The sequence below is a fragment of the Streptomyces sp. NPDC028419 genome, from assembly GCF_055565515.1.
In genome coordinates, this window is record NZ_JBVHUE010000026.1 from 122174 (window position 1) to 136131 (window position 13958).

A 13958-nucleotide genomic window follows, 5' to 3' on the forward strand; every position below is an offset into this window, starting at 1 on the left:
CGCACCGAATCCCTTCGACTCGCCGCCCCATGAATGCGGAATCAGTAAATCCGGAAGCACTAAACCCGGACCTGGTGAATCCGAACCCTTCGAATCGAGGCTCTTAGGGCTGGATGTCGCAAATGCTCCAGAAAATATCGTGCATTTATGCACTCACTCTCTTGAGGGGAGTCGGAAGTCATGACGACGCTGCCGCCCACGGAAGTGGACCCCGAGGGATTCGCCGAGGATTTCGCCTCCGGACCCGAGGAAACCCGCCGCGGACTCGACCGCGTACCCGCCTCGCTGAGCGAACGCCTCGACCTCACCGAGGTCCTCAGCGATGTCCGGCGCCCCTCCCAGGCGGTCGTCGCCCGGGTCAAGGACCGCGAGGCCCGCCACCGGGATCCCGCGGTCCCGCTGGTCATGAAGTGGTACCACCGCGCCTTCGCACCCGACCCCGAGGTGCGCCGGGTGCTGAGCGGGGACCTCGGCGGCCACGTCGTACGCGTCCTGGAGCACGGCACCGCCGACGGGCATCCGTACGAACTGCTCCCCTCCTACGGCGAGACGACCCTGGCCCAGTACCACGCCCGCCACCCCGGCCCCCTGCCCGCGGCCCTGGTCCGCACGGTGGTCGCCCACCTGCACGAGGCGCTGTGCGCCGCGCACGCGCGGGACGTCGTCCACCGCGACGTCACCCCGGACAACATCGTGGTGCGCACCCAGAACGAGGACCGCCTCGACCTGGTCCTCGTCGACTTCGGCGCGGCCGTGCACACCGGCGCGGACGAGGACTCCCCGCGCCGCCGGGACTGGAAGGGGAAGCCCCTCTACCTGGCCCCCGAGGCGAGCACGCACCGGCAGAGCGTCACCCCCGCCGCCGACTGGTGGTCCGTGGGGATGGTCGTGGCCGAACTCGCCGGAGGACGCCACCCCATCGACTTCCGCGGTGACGAGGAGGTGCTCGCGGAGATCGCCACCCACGACCCCGAACTCCCGCTGGTGAGCGACCCGCGGCTGCTGATGCTCTGCCACGGCCTGCTCACCCGCGCCCCCGAACACCGCTGGGGCGCCGACCACGTGGCCCGCTGGCTCGGCGGCGACTCCCCGCCGGTGGCCCCGCGCACCACCGGCGCCGCGCCCGAGGACCTGCCGCCGCGCCCCGCGGTCGAACCCTTCGCCTTCCTGGGCCGCGAGGTCGCCAGCACCGAGGAACTGGCCCGCCGGTTCGACCTGCAGTGGCGCGCCGCCGAAGAGCTGCTGCGCGACCGCCGCGGGCGCGACCGGCTGGTCGCCTGGCTCGGCCAGTTCGCCGGCGGGCCCGGCCGGTCCCCGCAGGACACCGAGGAACTGAACGCGCTGCGCGGTCTGCTCGCCCAGCCCCCGGACCCGCCGACCACGCTGCGCCTGCTCAACTGGATGGGTCCGCTGCTGCCCGCCTCCTGGCACGGGATCCCGCTGGACACCCTGGGCATCGCGGACTTGGAGCGGGACGCGGTACGGGGCGACGACCGCGGCCGGGAGCTGGTGGCGGCCCTGGTCCGGCACCGGCTGCTGCCCCTGCTGAGCGCCCGCCCCGGCGGCGAAGGGCTCGACGACGTACAGCGGCGCTGGCAGCAGTACCGGGAGAACTGGCGGGAGGCGACCGCGGACCTGTTCGTCCGCGGGGGCCCGAGCGACCGGAGGGCCGCGGCGAGGTTGCTGAACCGCACCGGAGACCTGGACGCCCGGTTGCTGCGCCTGGCCCGCGAACCGGAGGGCATGAGCGGCCTGCTGCTGCGCCGCACCGCCTGGGACCGGCGCGCCGGGGGCACCCCGCCCCCGTGGTACCGCGCGCTGCGCGCCGACCACGAGAACCCGCTGCGGCTGCTGGCGGCCCTCCTGCTGTCCGGGCTCGCCCGGCAGGAAGCCGATGCCCGGCGGGAAGAGCTGCGCGTCCGCGAACTGGAGCGGCTCTTCGCCCAGGAGCTGGACGCCCGCTCCGAGTTCCTGCGGCGGCTCGACCGGCCGCCGGCCCTGGGCTGGGCCCTGCTGGGGGCGACCGTGGCCACCGCGCCGTGGATGTTCGTCATCGGGCTGGCCGACCTGCTCGGCCGGGCCGACCAGCGCGACGTGGTCCTCGCCTGGATGCTCGCGCTGCCCGCGGCCGCGGCCGTCTTCGCGTTGGAGCTGTGGATCGCCGTCTACATCGGCCCGCACACCTACCACCCGGCGCGGTCCCTGGCGGGCCTGGTGATCCGCACCGGCGAGCGGCCCGCCCGCGGCGCCCGGTCCCGCGGCCGGCGCAGCGAGGCGGTGGGCGCGGTGATCCTGATCGCGCTGGGGGCGCTGGGCCTCTGGGCCGTCGCCCGGGCCCCCTGGGTCTGGCCCGCCGCGACCGTCGCCGCCCTGACGGTGTGGACGCTACGGCGCTGGTGGGAGTGGCGCCGCCGCACCCGGAACGCCCGCCGGGCCCGGACGCGCCGCCGGACCGCCCCGGCCGCCGCACCCGGTCCGCCCGTCGCACCCACCCGGAGGAACCGATGAGCTACGGCATGGCCTACCCCTCGATCTTCGAGATCCTGCCGACGGTCACCTACCCGACGCCCGCCACGGCGGGCTTCCCCGCGGCCACGGGCGTGCCGGGAACGAGCGACGTCCTCCACCACACGGCCGGCTCCCTGCCCCAGGGCCTGCCCCACGGCGCCCTGGCGGACGGCACGTTCCTCCAGCACGGCGCCTCGCACGCCGTCGACGGGGCCCAGGCGGCCGCCTCGCACGCCCTCGACGCCGCGGGCCACGCCCTCCAGGAACTCGTGGAGCCGGCCCTCGTCGCCCTGGGCGCGCTCAGCGGCGCCCTGTTCGTGGGACGCGCCGCGCTGGTCGCCACCCACGTGCTGGCCGCGGCAGCCGTGCGCGCCGCCGACGAGCAGCGGTGCCTGGAGCGCGGTCAGCAGATCGCCGCCGCCGCCACCGCCCAGTGGGAGGCGGCCGCGTTCGCGGCGGTACGGGCCAACGCGCGCCGCGCCGCGTTGTTGGCCCGGGTACGCCGGACGGCCTTCGCCACCCTGCCCGACACGCCCCCGCCGCCCCTCCCGGACCTGCCGCCGGCGCTGACCTGCAACGGCGCCCGACTCGGCGAGCTGCGTGTGGAACTGGCCCTGATGGAGCGGGCGTTGCGGGACGCGGAGGCGGCCCACGCGCGCTGGACGATGGAGCAGGCGACGCACGCCGCCAACGCCCCGGACGGCGAGGAGTGGCGCCGCCGCATGCTGGCTCGCCGCGAGGCCGCCGTACGAGCCCATCAGGCGGACCCGGTGGCGGCCGTGCCCGCCGCCCTGCCCCAGCCGCCCGCGGCCGACGGGCTGGGCCGGCCGGAGGCCGAGGAGTCGGGGGCCGAGCTGCTGGCCCTGCTGGAGCCGGGAGCCGATGCCAAGGACGCCGAGCTGGCCGTGGCGGCCGTACGGTACGCCGTCGAATGCGCCGCCGAGCGGCCCGCGAAGGCCCGCAGCCACCTGCGGGAGGCGCGCCGCTTCGTGACGGACGCCAACCGCGCGGTACGGGCCCGGCTCGCCGCGCAGGAGAAGGCCGCCGTCCAACTCGCATTCCTCCTCACCGAGGCACCGCCGGGCGAACCGGAGCTGACCCCGGCCGCCGAGGAGACCGCCCTGCTGCGCAAGGCCCTGGAGGGCGGGCGGTCGTTGACCCCGGACGAGCAGCGCGCGGTGGACCGGCGGGTGACGCAACGGCTCGCGGACCTGGAGGGCCGCTACACCCGGGAACTGCTCGGGCGGGCCGTCGCCCAGTTCGCCGCCCCGGCGGCCGCGGACGCCGGGGCGGCCGGCGGCGGCGCCGACGCACCCGCGTGCTTCGACCTGACCCCGGCCGGCTGGTGGCCCGGCCACTGGCTGCGGGTCACCGTGCGCGACGGCGGGACCGAACTGGTCACCATGTACGAGGAGCACCCCGGTCCGCGCGGCCCGGCGGACCTGGCCCTGGACGCCCGGCGGTGCCACGAGGCGCGCGGGCACCTGGAGGAACTGCGGGAGGCGGGGCGCCGGTGGGGCCTCGAACTACCGCTGTCCTTCACGGAGAGCGGGTCGGCCGTCCCCGGGGTGCGGGGCGGCGACGGTGCCGTCGTCCTGGAGATGGAGGACCCCCGGGAGCAGGAGCGGCAGCAGGAGCGGGAGCAGGACCGGACGGCCGCGGACCACCGGCCCGCAGGGCCCAAGGCCCGGTTCGTGACCGACGACCGCAGGAGGACGAGCTGATGGGCACCCCCGACCGCATGGTCAAGACGGCCGCGCCGCGCCAGAGCGGTCCGCTGTTCGTCGAGGAGCTGACCGGCACGCTCAGCGTGCACGCCCAGTACGTCCTGCACGGCAACATCCGGGACCAGTACCTGGTGCGCAGGCCCCGGGGCGACCGGCACGTCACCCTGTTCGAGATGCTGTGGAACTCCCTGCGCGGGCAGGGCTACCAGGCGCTCGTCGCCTACGACCAGATCTCGGGCTTCTGGGTGCTCAAGGCGACGGAGAAGGAACTGGTCGAGCACCTGCTGGCGGAGAGCGGACCGGACACCCTGGCTCGGATCGGCCGCCCGCACCGGCCGCCGCAACTCCAGGAAGCCGTACCGCTCCTGCACGAGCTCGTGACGGGCTGGGCCGACCGGCGCAAAGCGGCGCCGAACGGCGGGACCGAACCGGCTCCGCTGCGGGTCGCCCTGATCATCGACCACGCCGCACGGCTGACGGCCGACCCGGGCCGACTCACCGAGGCGGAACGGGACTTCTTCGTCGCCTGCCTCAAACTGGCCGACTCCGCCCCGCTCGTCCCCCCGAACCCGCTCACCTCGCTGCGCACCGCCGACCCCACCGGTCCCGAGCTGTTCAACCCGATCATCTGGCTCGCCGACGGCGAACGGGACCTGCCGAACTGGCTGGTCTCCGGCAGCGAGCGGATCCGTACCATCGCCGTCCCCGAGCCCGACGCCGACGAACGGCGCCGCATGGCCGTGCTGTTGGAGCGGGAGCACGCCGAGGCCGCGGCGGCGGCACGCCGGGGCGCGGACGGGCCCGCGATACCGGAACTCGGTACGGGGGAGGGCCGACCCGGGGAGGCCGGGCTGCGGGACGCCTCGGCCGCGGACGCCTTCGCCCGGGCCGCCGCGGGCCTGAGCCTGCGGGCGATGCGGGAGAGCTCCCGCCTGGCGTTGGCCCGCCGCATGCCCTTCACGGCGATGCCCGACGCGGTGCGCGTCTACCGGCTCGGCGTGGAGAAGAACCCGTGGCGGCGCGAGGAGATCCGGCAACGGATCAGCGCGGGGGAGCGGCAGATCCCCGCCCGGGTCCTGGGCCAGGAAGCGGCCGTCTCGATGACGCTCGCCATCCTCAAGCGGGCGGCGCTCGGCCTGTCCGGAGCCCAGGCGAGCACCCCCGGACACCGACCCCGCGGCACCCTGTTCTTCGCCGGACCGACCGGAACGGGGAAGACCGAGCTGGCCAAGGCGGTCGCCGCGGTGCTCTTCGACAGCGACCAGGCCTACCTGCGCTTCGACATGAGCGAGTTCTCCGCGGCGCACTCCGCCGACCGGCTCGTCGGCGCGCCACCCGGATACGTCGGCTTCGAGGCGGGCGGCGAACTGACCACGGCGGTGCGCGCGAACCCGTTCCGGGTGATCCTCTTCGACGAGATCGACAAGGCGGACAAGGGCGTCCTGGACAAGTTCCTCCAGGTACTGGAGGACGGGCGCCTCACCGACGGCCAAGGAGTCACGACGTACTTCAGCGAGTGCGTCCTGATCTTCACCTCGAACCTCGGGGTCCAGCGGACGGATCCGGTGACCGAGGAGCGGAAGTGGATCGTCGAGCCCGGCACCCCCTACCTGGAACTGGCGCGGCAGGTGAAGAAGAACGTCAAGCACCACTTCGAGGCGGTCGTGGGCCGACCCGAGCTGATGAACCGCATCGGCGGCAACGTCGTGGTGTTCGGATTCATCACCGAGGAGACGGCCGGCCGGATCCTCGACCTCCAGATCGGCAACATCCGGCGCCAGCTGGCCGCCGAACACGGCCTTCGCCTGGAGCTCGCGCCCGAGGCCCGGGCCCAGTTGGCCACGTACTGCACCCGGGACCTGTGGAACGGCGGTCGGGGCGTCGGGATGGTGCTGGAGACGCACCTGCTCAACCCGCTGGCCTGCGAACTGTTCGACCGGCCCGGGGCGGGTGCGGGGGCGACGGTACTGCTGCGAGGGGTCCGCGAGCGCGAGGACGGACAGGTGGAGATCGAGATCGAGACCCTGGCGGGCGAAGGATGAGCCGGCCCGGGTCCGATGACGGGGGAGACGGGTGGGGCGAGGACGAGGACGACTGGGAAGAGGTGTCGCCGATCATCCCGGTGCGGCCCCGTCCCGTCCCGGGGCCGGTCGTGGCGCAGCCGCGGCCATCGGCCCCCTCGGCCTGCCTGCCCGCCGTACTGCGCTTCCTGGAGGTCCCGCTGACCCTGACCGTCGTGCCCGGTACGGTGGCCGGGCTGGGCCGTGACCCGAACTGGGCGCCGGGCACCGCCGCCGCGCTCGCCCACCACCGCACGGTCTCGGGACGTCACGCGGGGGTGGCCGTCGCGGCGGACGGGTCCGCGACCGTCACCGAGGAACTGCCGGGCGCGGTCAACGGCACCCGGCTGAACGGAACCGACCTGGTGGCCGGTCGGCCGTACCCCCTGACCGACGGGGACCGACTGCGCCTGGGCCCCCGGATCAGCTGCACGGTCAAGCTGGGCCGCGGCGCCTAGGCAGTGTCTGACGGCTCTTGCCCCGGGTGGTGGATCTGTTGCCGTTGTGGGCATGAGTCGGTCATGGTGCGTCGGCATGAACTGACGAATGCTCAGTGGGAACACATAGCTCCGTTGCTGCCTGAGACTGGCGGGCCGGGTGGTCGTTGGGCGGATCACCGGACCGTCGTCAACGGTGTCCTCTACCGGACACGGACCGGCATTCCATGGCGTGACCTGCCCGAACGCTACGGATCCTGGCAGACCGTCTATGGCGGCCGCGCGCGCCTACTACGAGCTGCACGGCACCCTGGCCGCCCCGCGGAACGCCAGCGCCCTGGACAAGGCCGTCGGGCAGTGGCTGACGAACATCCGGCGCCCCGGCGGGCTCGGGAAAGACCCCGAACGCGCCCGACGGCGGGCCGACGCACTCGCGGCCATCGATCACGACTGGAACCCGCGGGAGGTGGGGTGGACCGTCGACTGGCAACGCCAGTACGCCTACCTCACACAACTCCTCGCAGAGGGGGCCCGGATCGCCGACGTCGTGCCCGGAGTCACCCGGCACAGCGAGGACATCGGACGCTGGCTCACCACCCAGCAACGGGACTTCAGCAAACTCAACACCGAGCAGCAGCGACGGCTCGGCAAGCTCGGCGTGAAGAAGGCTGTCCGGGCACGGAAGGCGCCCGCGAAGGCCACTGCGGCGGCTGGGCCGGGCAAGGGCGGCGAGGCGTTCCAGAGGGGCGTGGAGGCGCTCGCGCAGTACACCGCACGGGAAGGTCGGCTGCCGGGGCGCGACATTATCCAGGTCCTGGCCGACGGGACCGCACACCGCACCGGGATCTGGCGCGCCAACCAGAAGCAACGCCGTAACCACCTCGACCAGACACAGCTCGCAGCCCTCGCCGAGACGGGTGTGGAGTGGGCCCGCCCTTGACCACCAGCTCCAGCTCCAGCTCCAGCCGCCGAAGTGCCCGCTGGCTCGGTCCGGCAGGCCCGGATCAGGCCGCGTACCCTCGGCTGCGTGCCTCGCCATTCGAAGAAGCCCCGCCAGCTGGTCGCCGACGGGCGCGTGTACATGTGGACGATGCGCCACAGCCACCAAAAGGACCACGACGGCCGGTCCCTAAACTGCCGCCACATCCTCACCCTGACCCCGCAGCCAGCCGACACCGGCGGCCCTCTGCACATTGCCTTCGCCGACGGGCCAGGCCGATACGTACCAGGCGGGGCCCCCTTCGGCTCCGGGGACGTGGGCTTCACCCAGGGCACAGCCCTGAACCTGCACGAGCCCGGCGCCGTCCGTGCCCTGCTCGACGTGGCGCTGGCCAGCGGGTGGCAGCCGGGAGAGCGGCAGGCTATTGAGGTCGACGGCTGGCCCCTACTGGAAGCGGCAGCCACCCAGCGCGCCGGAGAGACACGCGTTGCGGGCCCGCAACTGGCCACTCCCCTACACCTGGCTTCATTGTTCCTCGGACCAGCCCCCGTCGCGGTGATCAAACTTCGGTGAGACTGGTCAAACTCCGTTGAGACGCGACAGCTGTGGATGTCGTGGCTACGCGGCGGGACCGGGTGATGCCGAACGATCGACGGCCAGTGCGGCACCTCGTGCGAGGCCGAGGCCGCCCCTGTGGCCGGGCCCGCCTCCAAGAGGGCCAAGGCCAGCGCGGTGACGTCGAGCGCGCTACGGGTGCGCGCCACCTCCCGTACGAGCCGGGCCGCGATCCCAAGACGATGCGTGCCTATCTGAACGGCGAGCGGACCCCTGGCGAGTGATGCGAGGGTCCGGATGCGTTCGTACCATTCTTGTCCTACTGCCGTCAGCGCCCCCAGGGGCGTTTCAAAGTTGTGGTGATCACGTGGACCGGCTGGTCAGGCAATGCCCAGGAGGTCGAGCGGGCGGGTGAAGGGCTCGTAGGAGGAGTGTCGGAGGCCGGCGGCGATGTTGTGGTGCCCGGCGGCGCGGAGGGTGTTGATCGCCAGGTTGCGCAGAGTGGCCATGTGCTCGGGGCCGTGGCCGGTGCGGATCTTCGAGGCGTCCTCGCGGAAGGTGGTGTCGCGGACGAAGTGCAGTCGGTTCTCGATGGTCCACTGCGAGCGGGCGAGCTGGCCGAGCCGCTGGGGCGAGGCCTGATGGGAGGTCAGGTCCGTGATCGCGTAGATGATCTGGCGGCTCACGGTGCCGGTCACGATGTCCGTGCGGTGACGCAGGTTGCGCACGGCCTGGGCGGTGTGGGGGAAGTCCAGGGGGAGGCCGGTGACCGTGAGGGCTCTGGTCGCCCGGGTCTCCCTGCGGCCATGGCCGATCTCGCGGTCGTAGCGGCGTGCGGTGACGTCCTTCCAGGGCAGCGACCGCAGCCTGCGGTGTAGTTCGGGCTGGTTGGCCTTGACTACCAGCAGGTAGTGGGCCTTCTTCTCCTCCACCAGGAAGCGCGCGTGACTGCGCTGGGCGTGCAGGGCGTCCGCCGTGACCGTGACCCCGGTCAGGTCGTAAGGCGCCAGCAGCGCGGCGAAACAGGTGATCTCGTTGGTCTTGTCGGGAACCCGCAGCTGGGTGACGGTCCGGCCGTCTCCGGTCATCGCGGCCAGCAGGTGGGCGGCACGGCGCCGCCGGGATCGGTGCCGGTCAGGTCGGCCAGGCCGCCGGGGCAGACTTGGCCGACGACCCGCCGGATCGTGGCGGCGCTTGGTGCCACCCGCACGCCCATCGCGCCCACCGCGCGGGCGCCGAGCCGGGCCAGAGCGTGCTGCGGAGCGTTCGCGGACCACTGTCCGATGGCCGCGTACGACCGCGCGCCGGCGATCACCGCCGAGGCGGCAACCAGCAGCACCGCCACGAACGGGTGACGCACCCCTCGGCGCCGACGCGGATCAGGCAGCAGCCGCAACCGCTCCACCAGCGACAATCCCGCCACACCCTCCAGAGCAGGCGACTTGACCAGACAGACGGTGGCAGACTGACGGCACATCGAAACTCCGGTGGTTCAGGGCGACTTGGGAAGGTCACCCCGTCCAACTGGAGTTTCGTTGCGTTCGTGACGGGCCAGCCCAGACTCACCGCGCCGCTGTGGCCTGCAGACTCACATGATCACCGGGACTTTGAAACGCCCTGTCCTGGCCCCAGGCCGACCGCTATGATCTCGACGACTCCGTCCGCGAGATCACCCTGCCCGGAACCATCGCCCACTACGTGATCCTGCCCGACCTGCCCGTTCCCCACCTGTGGGTGCTCGCCGTCTTCATCCCCTGACCGCCGCTGCCCGGCTGCCTGACATCCGAGGCGCCGCTGGTGGCGATTCCGCAGAGCGATTGCTGCATTCGCGCAGGCAGGCGAGCCGTACGTGGTTACGGCAACCGACCGTTCGCCCGGGATCAGGTGAGGTCGAGAACACCCCTGCGGACGGCCTCCGACACGGCTGCCGCCCTGTTGTCGACCTCGAGTTTGCGATAGATGCGGACGAGATGGGTCTTGACGGTGGCCTCGCTGAGGAACAGTGCCTCGGCGATGGCCCGGTTGCTGTGGCCCTCCGCCACCAGCCCGACGACCTCGATCTCACGTCCGCTCAACTCGTTTTCTGGGCTGACCACTTGCCCGACGAGTTCACCCACGATCTCCGGCGCCAGTCCCACGGAGCCCGCGGCGGCGGCCCGGACGGCCCGGAACAGGTCCTCGGGTGGCCCGGCCTTCGGCACGTAACCGCGCGCCCCGGCAGCCAGCGCGCGTACGACATCGGCCCGTCCGGCGTAGCTGGTCAACATCACCACCGCCACGCCCGGCGCCTCGGTCGCGAGCCGCCGGACGGCCTCGATGCCGTCGATGCCGCCGCCCGAGCCCCCGAACCGGAGATCCATCAGCGTGATGTCCGGCATCAACTGCGAGGTCAGCCGGACGGCTTCCGCGCCGCTGCCAGTTTCGGCGATCACCTCGAGACCGGGTTCGCCTTCCAGGAGCGCGCGCAGCCCGGCACGTACCACGGCGTGATCGTCCGCGATCAGCACGCGGAGCTGTCCGGCGGTCATCCGGCGGCCGCCGTGGGGGCGGGCGCGACGGCATGCCGGGGCCGCGCGGAGACGGTGGCCCGGACCGTCGTCCCCCGGCCCGGCGCGCTGCTGACGTCGAGGTCACCGCCGTGTTCGCGAAGGCGGGCCCGGGCGGCGGGGAGCCCGAAGCCGCGACCGGGCAGCGAGACGCGCACGGAGACCCCGGTCAGGTCGAATCCGGTTCCGTCGTCGGTCATTTCGAGCTGAACCTCGTTCGGCTGCCAGTGGAGGGTGACCGTGACGTTCACGGCGCGGGCGTGTTCGCGTACGTTCGCCAGCGTGCTCTGCGCGACCCGGAACAAGGCGGTGGCGGCGTGCTCGTCGAGGGCGGGCCGGTGCTCCCCGACCGATCTGAACCGCACCCGGGCCGCGGTCCCGTCCACCTGGGAGCGTACGCACAGCAGCCGCAGCGCGCCGTCCAGGCCGGTGTCGGCGACGGTGGACGGGGTGAGGTCCTGGATCATCCGCCGGGTCTCGGCGATGTTGACGCCGAGTCCGTCGGTCACGGCGCGGACGCGGGCGCGTGCCGTGTTCGGCTTTCGGTCCCAGTCGCGTTCTGCGGCTTGGAGCAGCATCAGGCTGCCGGCCAGTTCCTGGGCCAGGGTGTCGTGCAGGTCGCCGGCGATCCGAGCGCGCTCGGCCAGTGCGCCCGCCTCGCGCTGCTGGGTCGCCAGGATGTCCCGAGTGCCTTTCAACTCCTCGACGAGTGCCTGGCGTTGAGCAGCGTCCCGCTGTTGGGCCCGGTAGAGGGCAACGGTTCCCCAGACGGCTGCCACGGGGACCAGGAGGGCCTCCGGGTCGAGGCCGTCCATGGACCGGATCAGCGCTCCGACGAGGACGCAGGTGATCGCGACGGCTGCGAGCACGGCGGTGCGGCGGCCGAGTACGCGCAGGGCCGCGCAGGCGAGCGGGACGGCACACCAGACGTAAGCGGTCGTCAACGGCGGCGGTGTGCGGAGGAGGAGGACGGTCCACAGCAGGAGCAACGTCGGAAACCAGGCGTGCCGACCGAGCGGGCCGAGCCGGTCCCACCAGGCCAGGCCGCCCGCGTACGCCAGTGCCAGCAGCCCGCTGACCGTCACGATGTCCCAGCAGAGCGGTTCGTTGAGCTCGATGAGCCGCACCACAGCGGCACCGACGACCAGGAAGAACACAAGATGCGAGACGTGTTCCAGGGTGGGCCGACCACCGCGAACGGCCGGCGGAACGCGGATGGGCACGGCAGATCCCCTCGGGCGGACTGGTCCGATCGGACAGGTCCTCGAGTCTATCGACCGTCTGTATGGGCCATGTCAAGAGCGGTCCAGCCGATCCGTCCGGTGTGGGCGCGGGCGGATCGGCTGGGCCACCGCCGGTCAGCTGCCCGGACGCAGCCCCGGCCAGCCGGGCGTGGGCTCGCCCTTCACCTCGCCGAAGTAGAGGGCGAAGGTCTGCTTCCAGCGTTCGACCTCGGCGCGGTCGGCCATGAACCGGGGGAAGCCGTCGATGTGCGCGTTCGGGTACTCCCAGATGGGCTTCAGGCCCGCCGGGGGCATCACGTCGGTGCGTACGGACCACCCGTTGAAGGAGGCCTGCTGGGTGGCGGTCGAGAGCTGCCAGTTCAGGTAGAGCTTGGCGGCCGTCGGGTTGCCGGCCTGCTTGAGGATCGCCGCCCGCTGCCCCCAGGCCATGAAGGGGTGACCGTCGGCGACCACCCACTTGGTGGGAGACGTGGCCCGCGGGACGAGCGAGCCGGCGGTCCCGATGCCGATCGCTTTCCCCCCGCCGGAGACCGCCTGGCCGGGGGAGTGGGTGCCCCGGGCGAACTGCACGTCCTGGGCGGCGAGGGCGGCCACCCAGTCCCAGCCGTACTGCTCCGCGTACAGCTTGTAGAGGTAGAGGACCGCGTCGTCGTCGTGGGGGTACGAGGACGCGATCCTCCCCTTCCACTTCGGGTCGATCAGATCGAGCGGGGTCCGCGGTGCGTCCGAGCCGGCTGCGGCGACGCCGTACAGGAAGCTGAAGCCGATCGCGCCGATGGCGACCCAGGCGCCCTGCGGGTCCTTGAAGCCGTCGTGGACCTTGGAGAAGCCGGCTGGCTTGTACCGCAGCAGCCGGCCCTGCTCCTTCCAGCGCGTGAAGTCCTGCAGCGTCTGCAGCTGGACGACGTCGGGTACGAGGGTGTCGGTCGCGAACTGGTTGTCGACGCGGACGTCGTGGTACTTGCTGTAGTCAACGATCAGCTTCAGATCGATCTCGGGGAAGCGGTTCAGGAAGGCGGCCTTGGTGCCGTCCTGCTGGGTCGCGGTGTCCCCGCCGGCGTAGAGGACGAGCCTGCCGCCCTCGGCGAGCGCGGCCCGGTACAGCTCGTCGAGCGTCCGGCTCTCTTCGGCGCCGGTGCCGGTGCCGGTGGCGCTCCGGGACTCGGCCGCAGGGGCCGCGTTGGCACCGACCGTGCTGAGAGCGCCGAGACCGAGGGCGGCTCCGGCGGTGAGGACACGTCGTCTGCTGAGGAAGCTGGACACTCTGGGGGACCTCTCTGATGGGGCGGACCTGCGCGGTTCTCGGCGCGGTGGCTCGTGGTGATTCTGGTTCCGCCGGGAGCCTCCCCGCGTCGTCCGTATGGATCGAGAAACGTGCGTGAGGTGGAACCCGCGTTCAACCGAACGGTTGAACAGTCCTTGCCAGGTCCGGGGTTGACGTCACCTCAGGTCGGGGAGCGGCAGGTGCAGCCGCCAGACCGTCTACGCGATCACGGACCTGACCTCGCATCAGGCCTCGCCCCAGCGGCTCGGCCGGCTCGCCAGGTCACAGAACCGGCTCCACTTCGTCCGCGACACCACCTTCCGCGAGGACGCCTCGAAGATCCGCACCGGCCACGGGCCCGAGAACATGGCGACACTGCGCAACCTGGCGATCAATACGCTCCGGCGGCACGGGCACCACAACATCGCCGCCGGCCTCCGCCACGTCTCCTACGACCCCTTCAACAGGCCGCTGGACCTGCTGAACATCCCCTGACAAGGCCATCTACATGATCACCGGAACTTTGAAACGCCCCTGCACCACAGCCCAGCAGACTGGCCGTGCTCCTGACGTGAAGTCAGGGCACGGCCAGTTCCGGTGCCGGGTGCCAGCGAGCCCGGGTGGGGCTCACCGGCGACAGGTTCCGGCTACTTCCACACCTGGTAGTCGCTGCCGTT

Annotated in this window: 12 protein-coding genes and 1 pseudogene; 8 read left to right on the forward strand and 5 right to left on the reverse strand. The window is 72.5% G+C overall.

Annotated elements, in window-relative coordinates:
• Positions 1-180 precede the first annotated feature (180 nt).
• The 7 genes and pseudogenes from ACZ4UB_RS27590 to ACZ4UB_RS27620 all read left to right on the forward strand — a co-directional run bounded on the left by ACZ4UB_RS27590 (position 181) and on the right by ACZ4UB_RS27620 (position 8245).
• The gene (locus tag ACZ4UB_RS27590) at positions 181-2508 is read left to right on the forward strand and encodes a serine/threonine protein kinase (protein ID WP_468074142.1); all 2328 of its coding nucleotides are present in this window, start codon (positions 181-183) and stop codon (positions 2506-2508) included.
• Positions 2505-4232, forward strand: a complete 1728-nt coding sequence (locus ACZ4UB_RS27595) for a hypothetical protein (RefSeq protein ID WP_468074144.1) — start codon at positions 2505-2507, stop codon at positions 4230-4232. Before ACZ4UB_RS27590 ends, ACZ4UB_RS27595 begins: the two co-directional genes overlap by 4 nt.
• The gene (locus tag ACZ4UB_RS27600; protein ID WP_468074146.1) at positions 4232-6277 is read left to right on the forward strand and encodes an AAA family ATPase; all 2046 of its coding nucleotides are present in this window, start codon (positions 4232-4234) and stop codon (positions 6275-6277) included. Before ACZ4UB_RS27595 ends, ACZ4UB_RS27600 begins: the two co-directional genes overlap by 1 nt.
• Positions 6274-6753 (forward strand): FHA domain-containing protein, encoded by a 480-nt coding sequence (locus ACZ4UB_RS27605; RefSeq protein ID WP_468074148.1) that lies wholly within the window; start codon positions 6274-6276, stop codon positions 6751-6753. The genes ACZ4UB_RS27600 and ACZ4UB_RS27605 overlap by 4 nt, the downstream gene beginning before the upstream one ends.
• 66 nt (positions 6754-6819) lie before the next feature.
• Positions 6820-7005: pseudogene (locus tag ACZ4UB_RS27610) on the forward strand (transposase); the annotation flags it as partial.
• Positions 7004-7672, forward strand: coding sequence for a helicase associated domain-containing protein (locus ACZ4UB_RS27615; RefSeq protein WP_468074150.1), 669 nt, complete (start codon positions 7004-7006; stop codon positions 7670-7672). The pseudogene ACZ4UB_RS27610 and the gene ACZ4UB_RS27615, both read left to right, overlap by 2 nt.
• Before the next feature lie 87 nt (positions 7673-7759).
• Positions 7760-8245 (forward strand): hypothetical protein, encoded by a 486-nt coding sequence (locus tag ACZ4UB_RS27620; protein ID WP_468074152.1) that lies wholly within the window; start codon positions 7760-7762, stop codon positions 8243-8245.
• Between the two features lie 362 nt (positions 8246-8607).
• On the opposite strand, the gene ACZ4UB_RS27625 is transcribed toward ACZ4UB_RS27620, so the two are convergent.
• The 5 genes from ACZ4UB_RS27625 to ACZ4UB_RS27645 form a co-directional block, all read right to left on the reverse strand.
• Complete coding sequence (locus ACZ4UB_RS27625) at positions 8608-9315, reverse strand: ISAs1 family transposase (protein ID WP_468074154.1); 708 nt, start codon at positions 9313-9315, stop codon at positions 8608-8610.
• Positions 9312-9704 (reverse strand): transposase family protein, encoded by a 393-nt coding sequence (locus tag ACZ4UB_RS27630; RefSeq protein WP_468074156.1) that lies wholly within the window; start codon positions 9702-9704, stop codon positions 9312-9314. The genes ACZ4UB_RS27625 and ACZ4UB_RS27630 overlap by 4 nt, the downstream gene beginning before the upstream one ends.
• A gap of 403 nt (positions 9705-10107) precedes the next feature.
• Positions 10108-10755: a response regulator transcription factor gene (locus ACZ4UB_RS27635; RefSeq protein ID WP_468074158.1), complete on the reverse strand. Its 648-nt coding sequence runs from the start codon at positions 10753-10755 to the stop codon at positions 10108-10110.
• On the reverse strand, positions 10752-11996 hold the full coding sequence (locus ACZ4UB_RS27640; protein ID WP_468074160.1) for a sensor histidine kinase: 1245 nt from the start codon (positions 11994-11996) through the stop codon (positions 10752-10754). Before ACZ4UB_RS27640 ends, ACZ4UB_RS27635 begins: the two co-directional genes overlap by 4 nt.
• Positions 11997-12131: 135 nt before the next feature.
• Positions 12132-13280 carry an ABC transporter substrate-binding protein gene (locus ACZ4UB_RS27645; RefSeq protein ID WP_468074162.1) on the reverse strand — a complete coding sequence of 383 codons (1149 nt, stop codon included), beginning with the start codon at positions 13278-13280 and terminating at the stop codon, positions 12132-12134.
• Positions 13281-13647: 367 nt separating this feature from the next.
• On the opposite strand from ACZ4UB_RS27645, the gene ACZ4UB_RS27650 reads away from it, so the two are divergent.
• A complete protein-coding gene (locus ACZ4UB_RS27650) occupies positions 13648-13776 on the forward strand; it encodes a hypothetical protein (RefSeq protein WP_468074164.1) in 129 nt (42 codons plus the stop codon).
• Positions 13777-13958 lie beyond the last annotated feature (182 nt).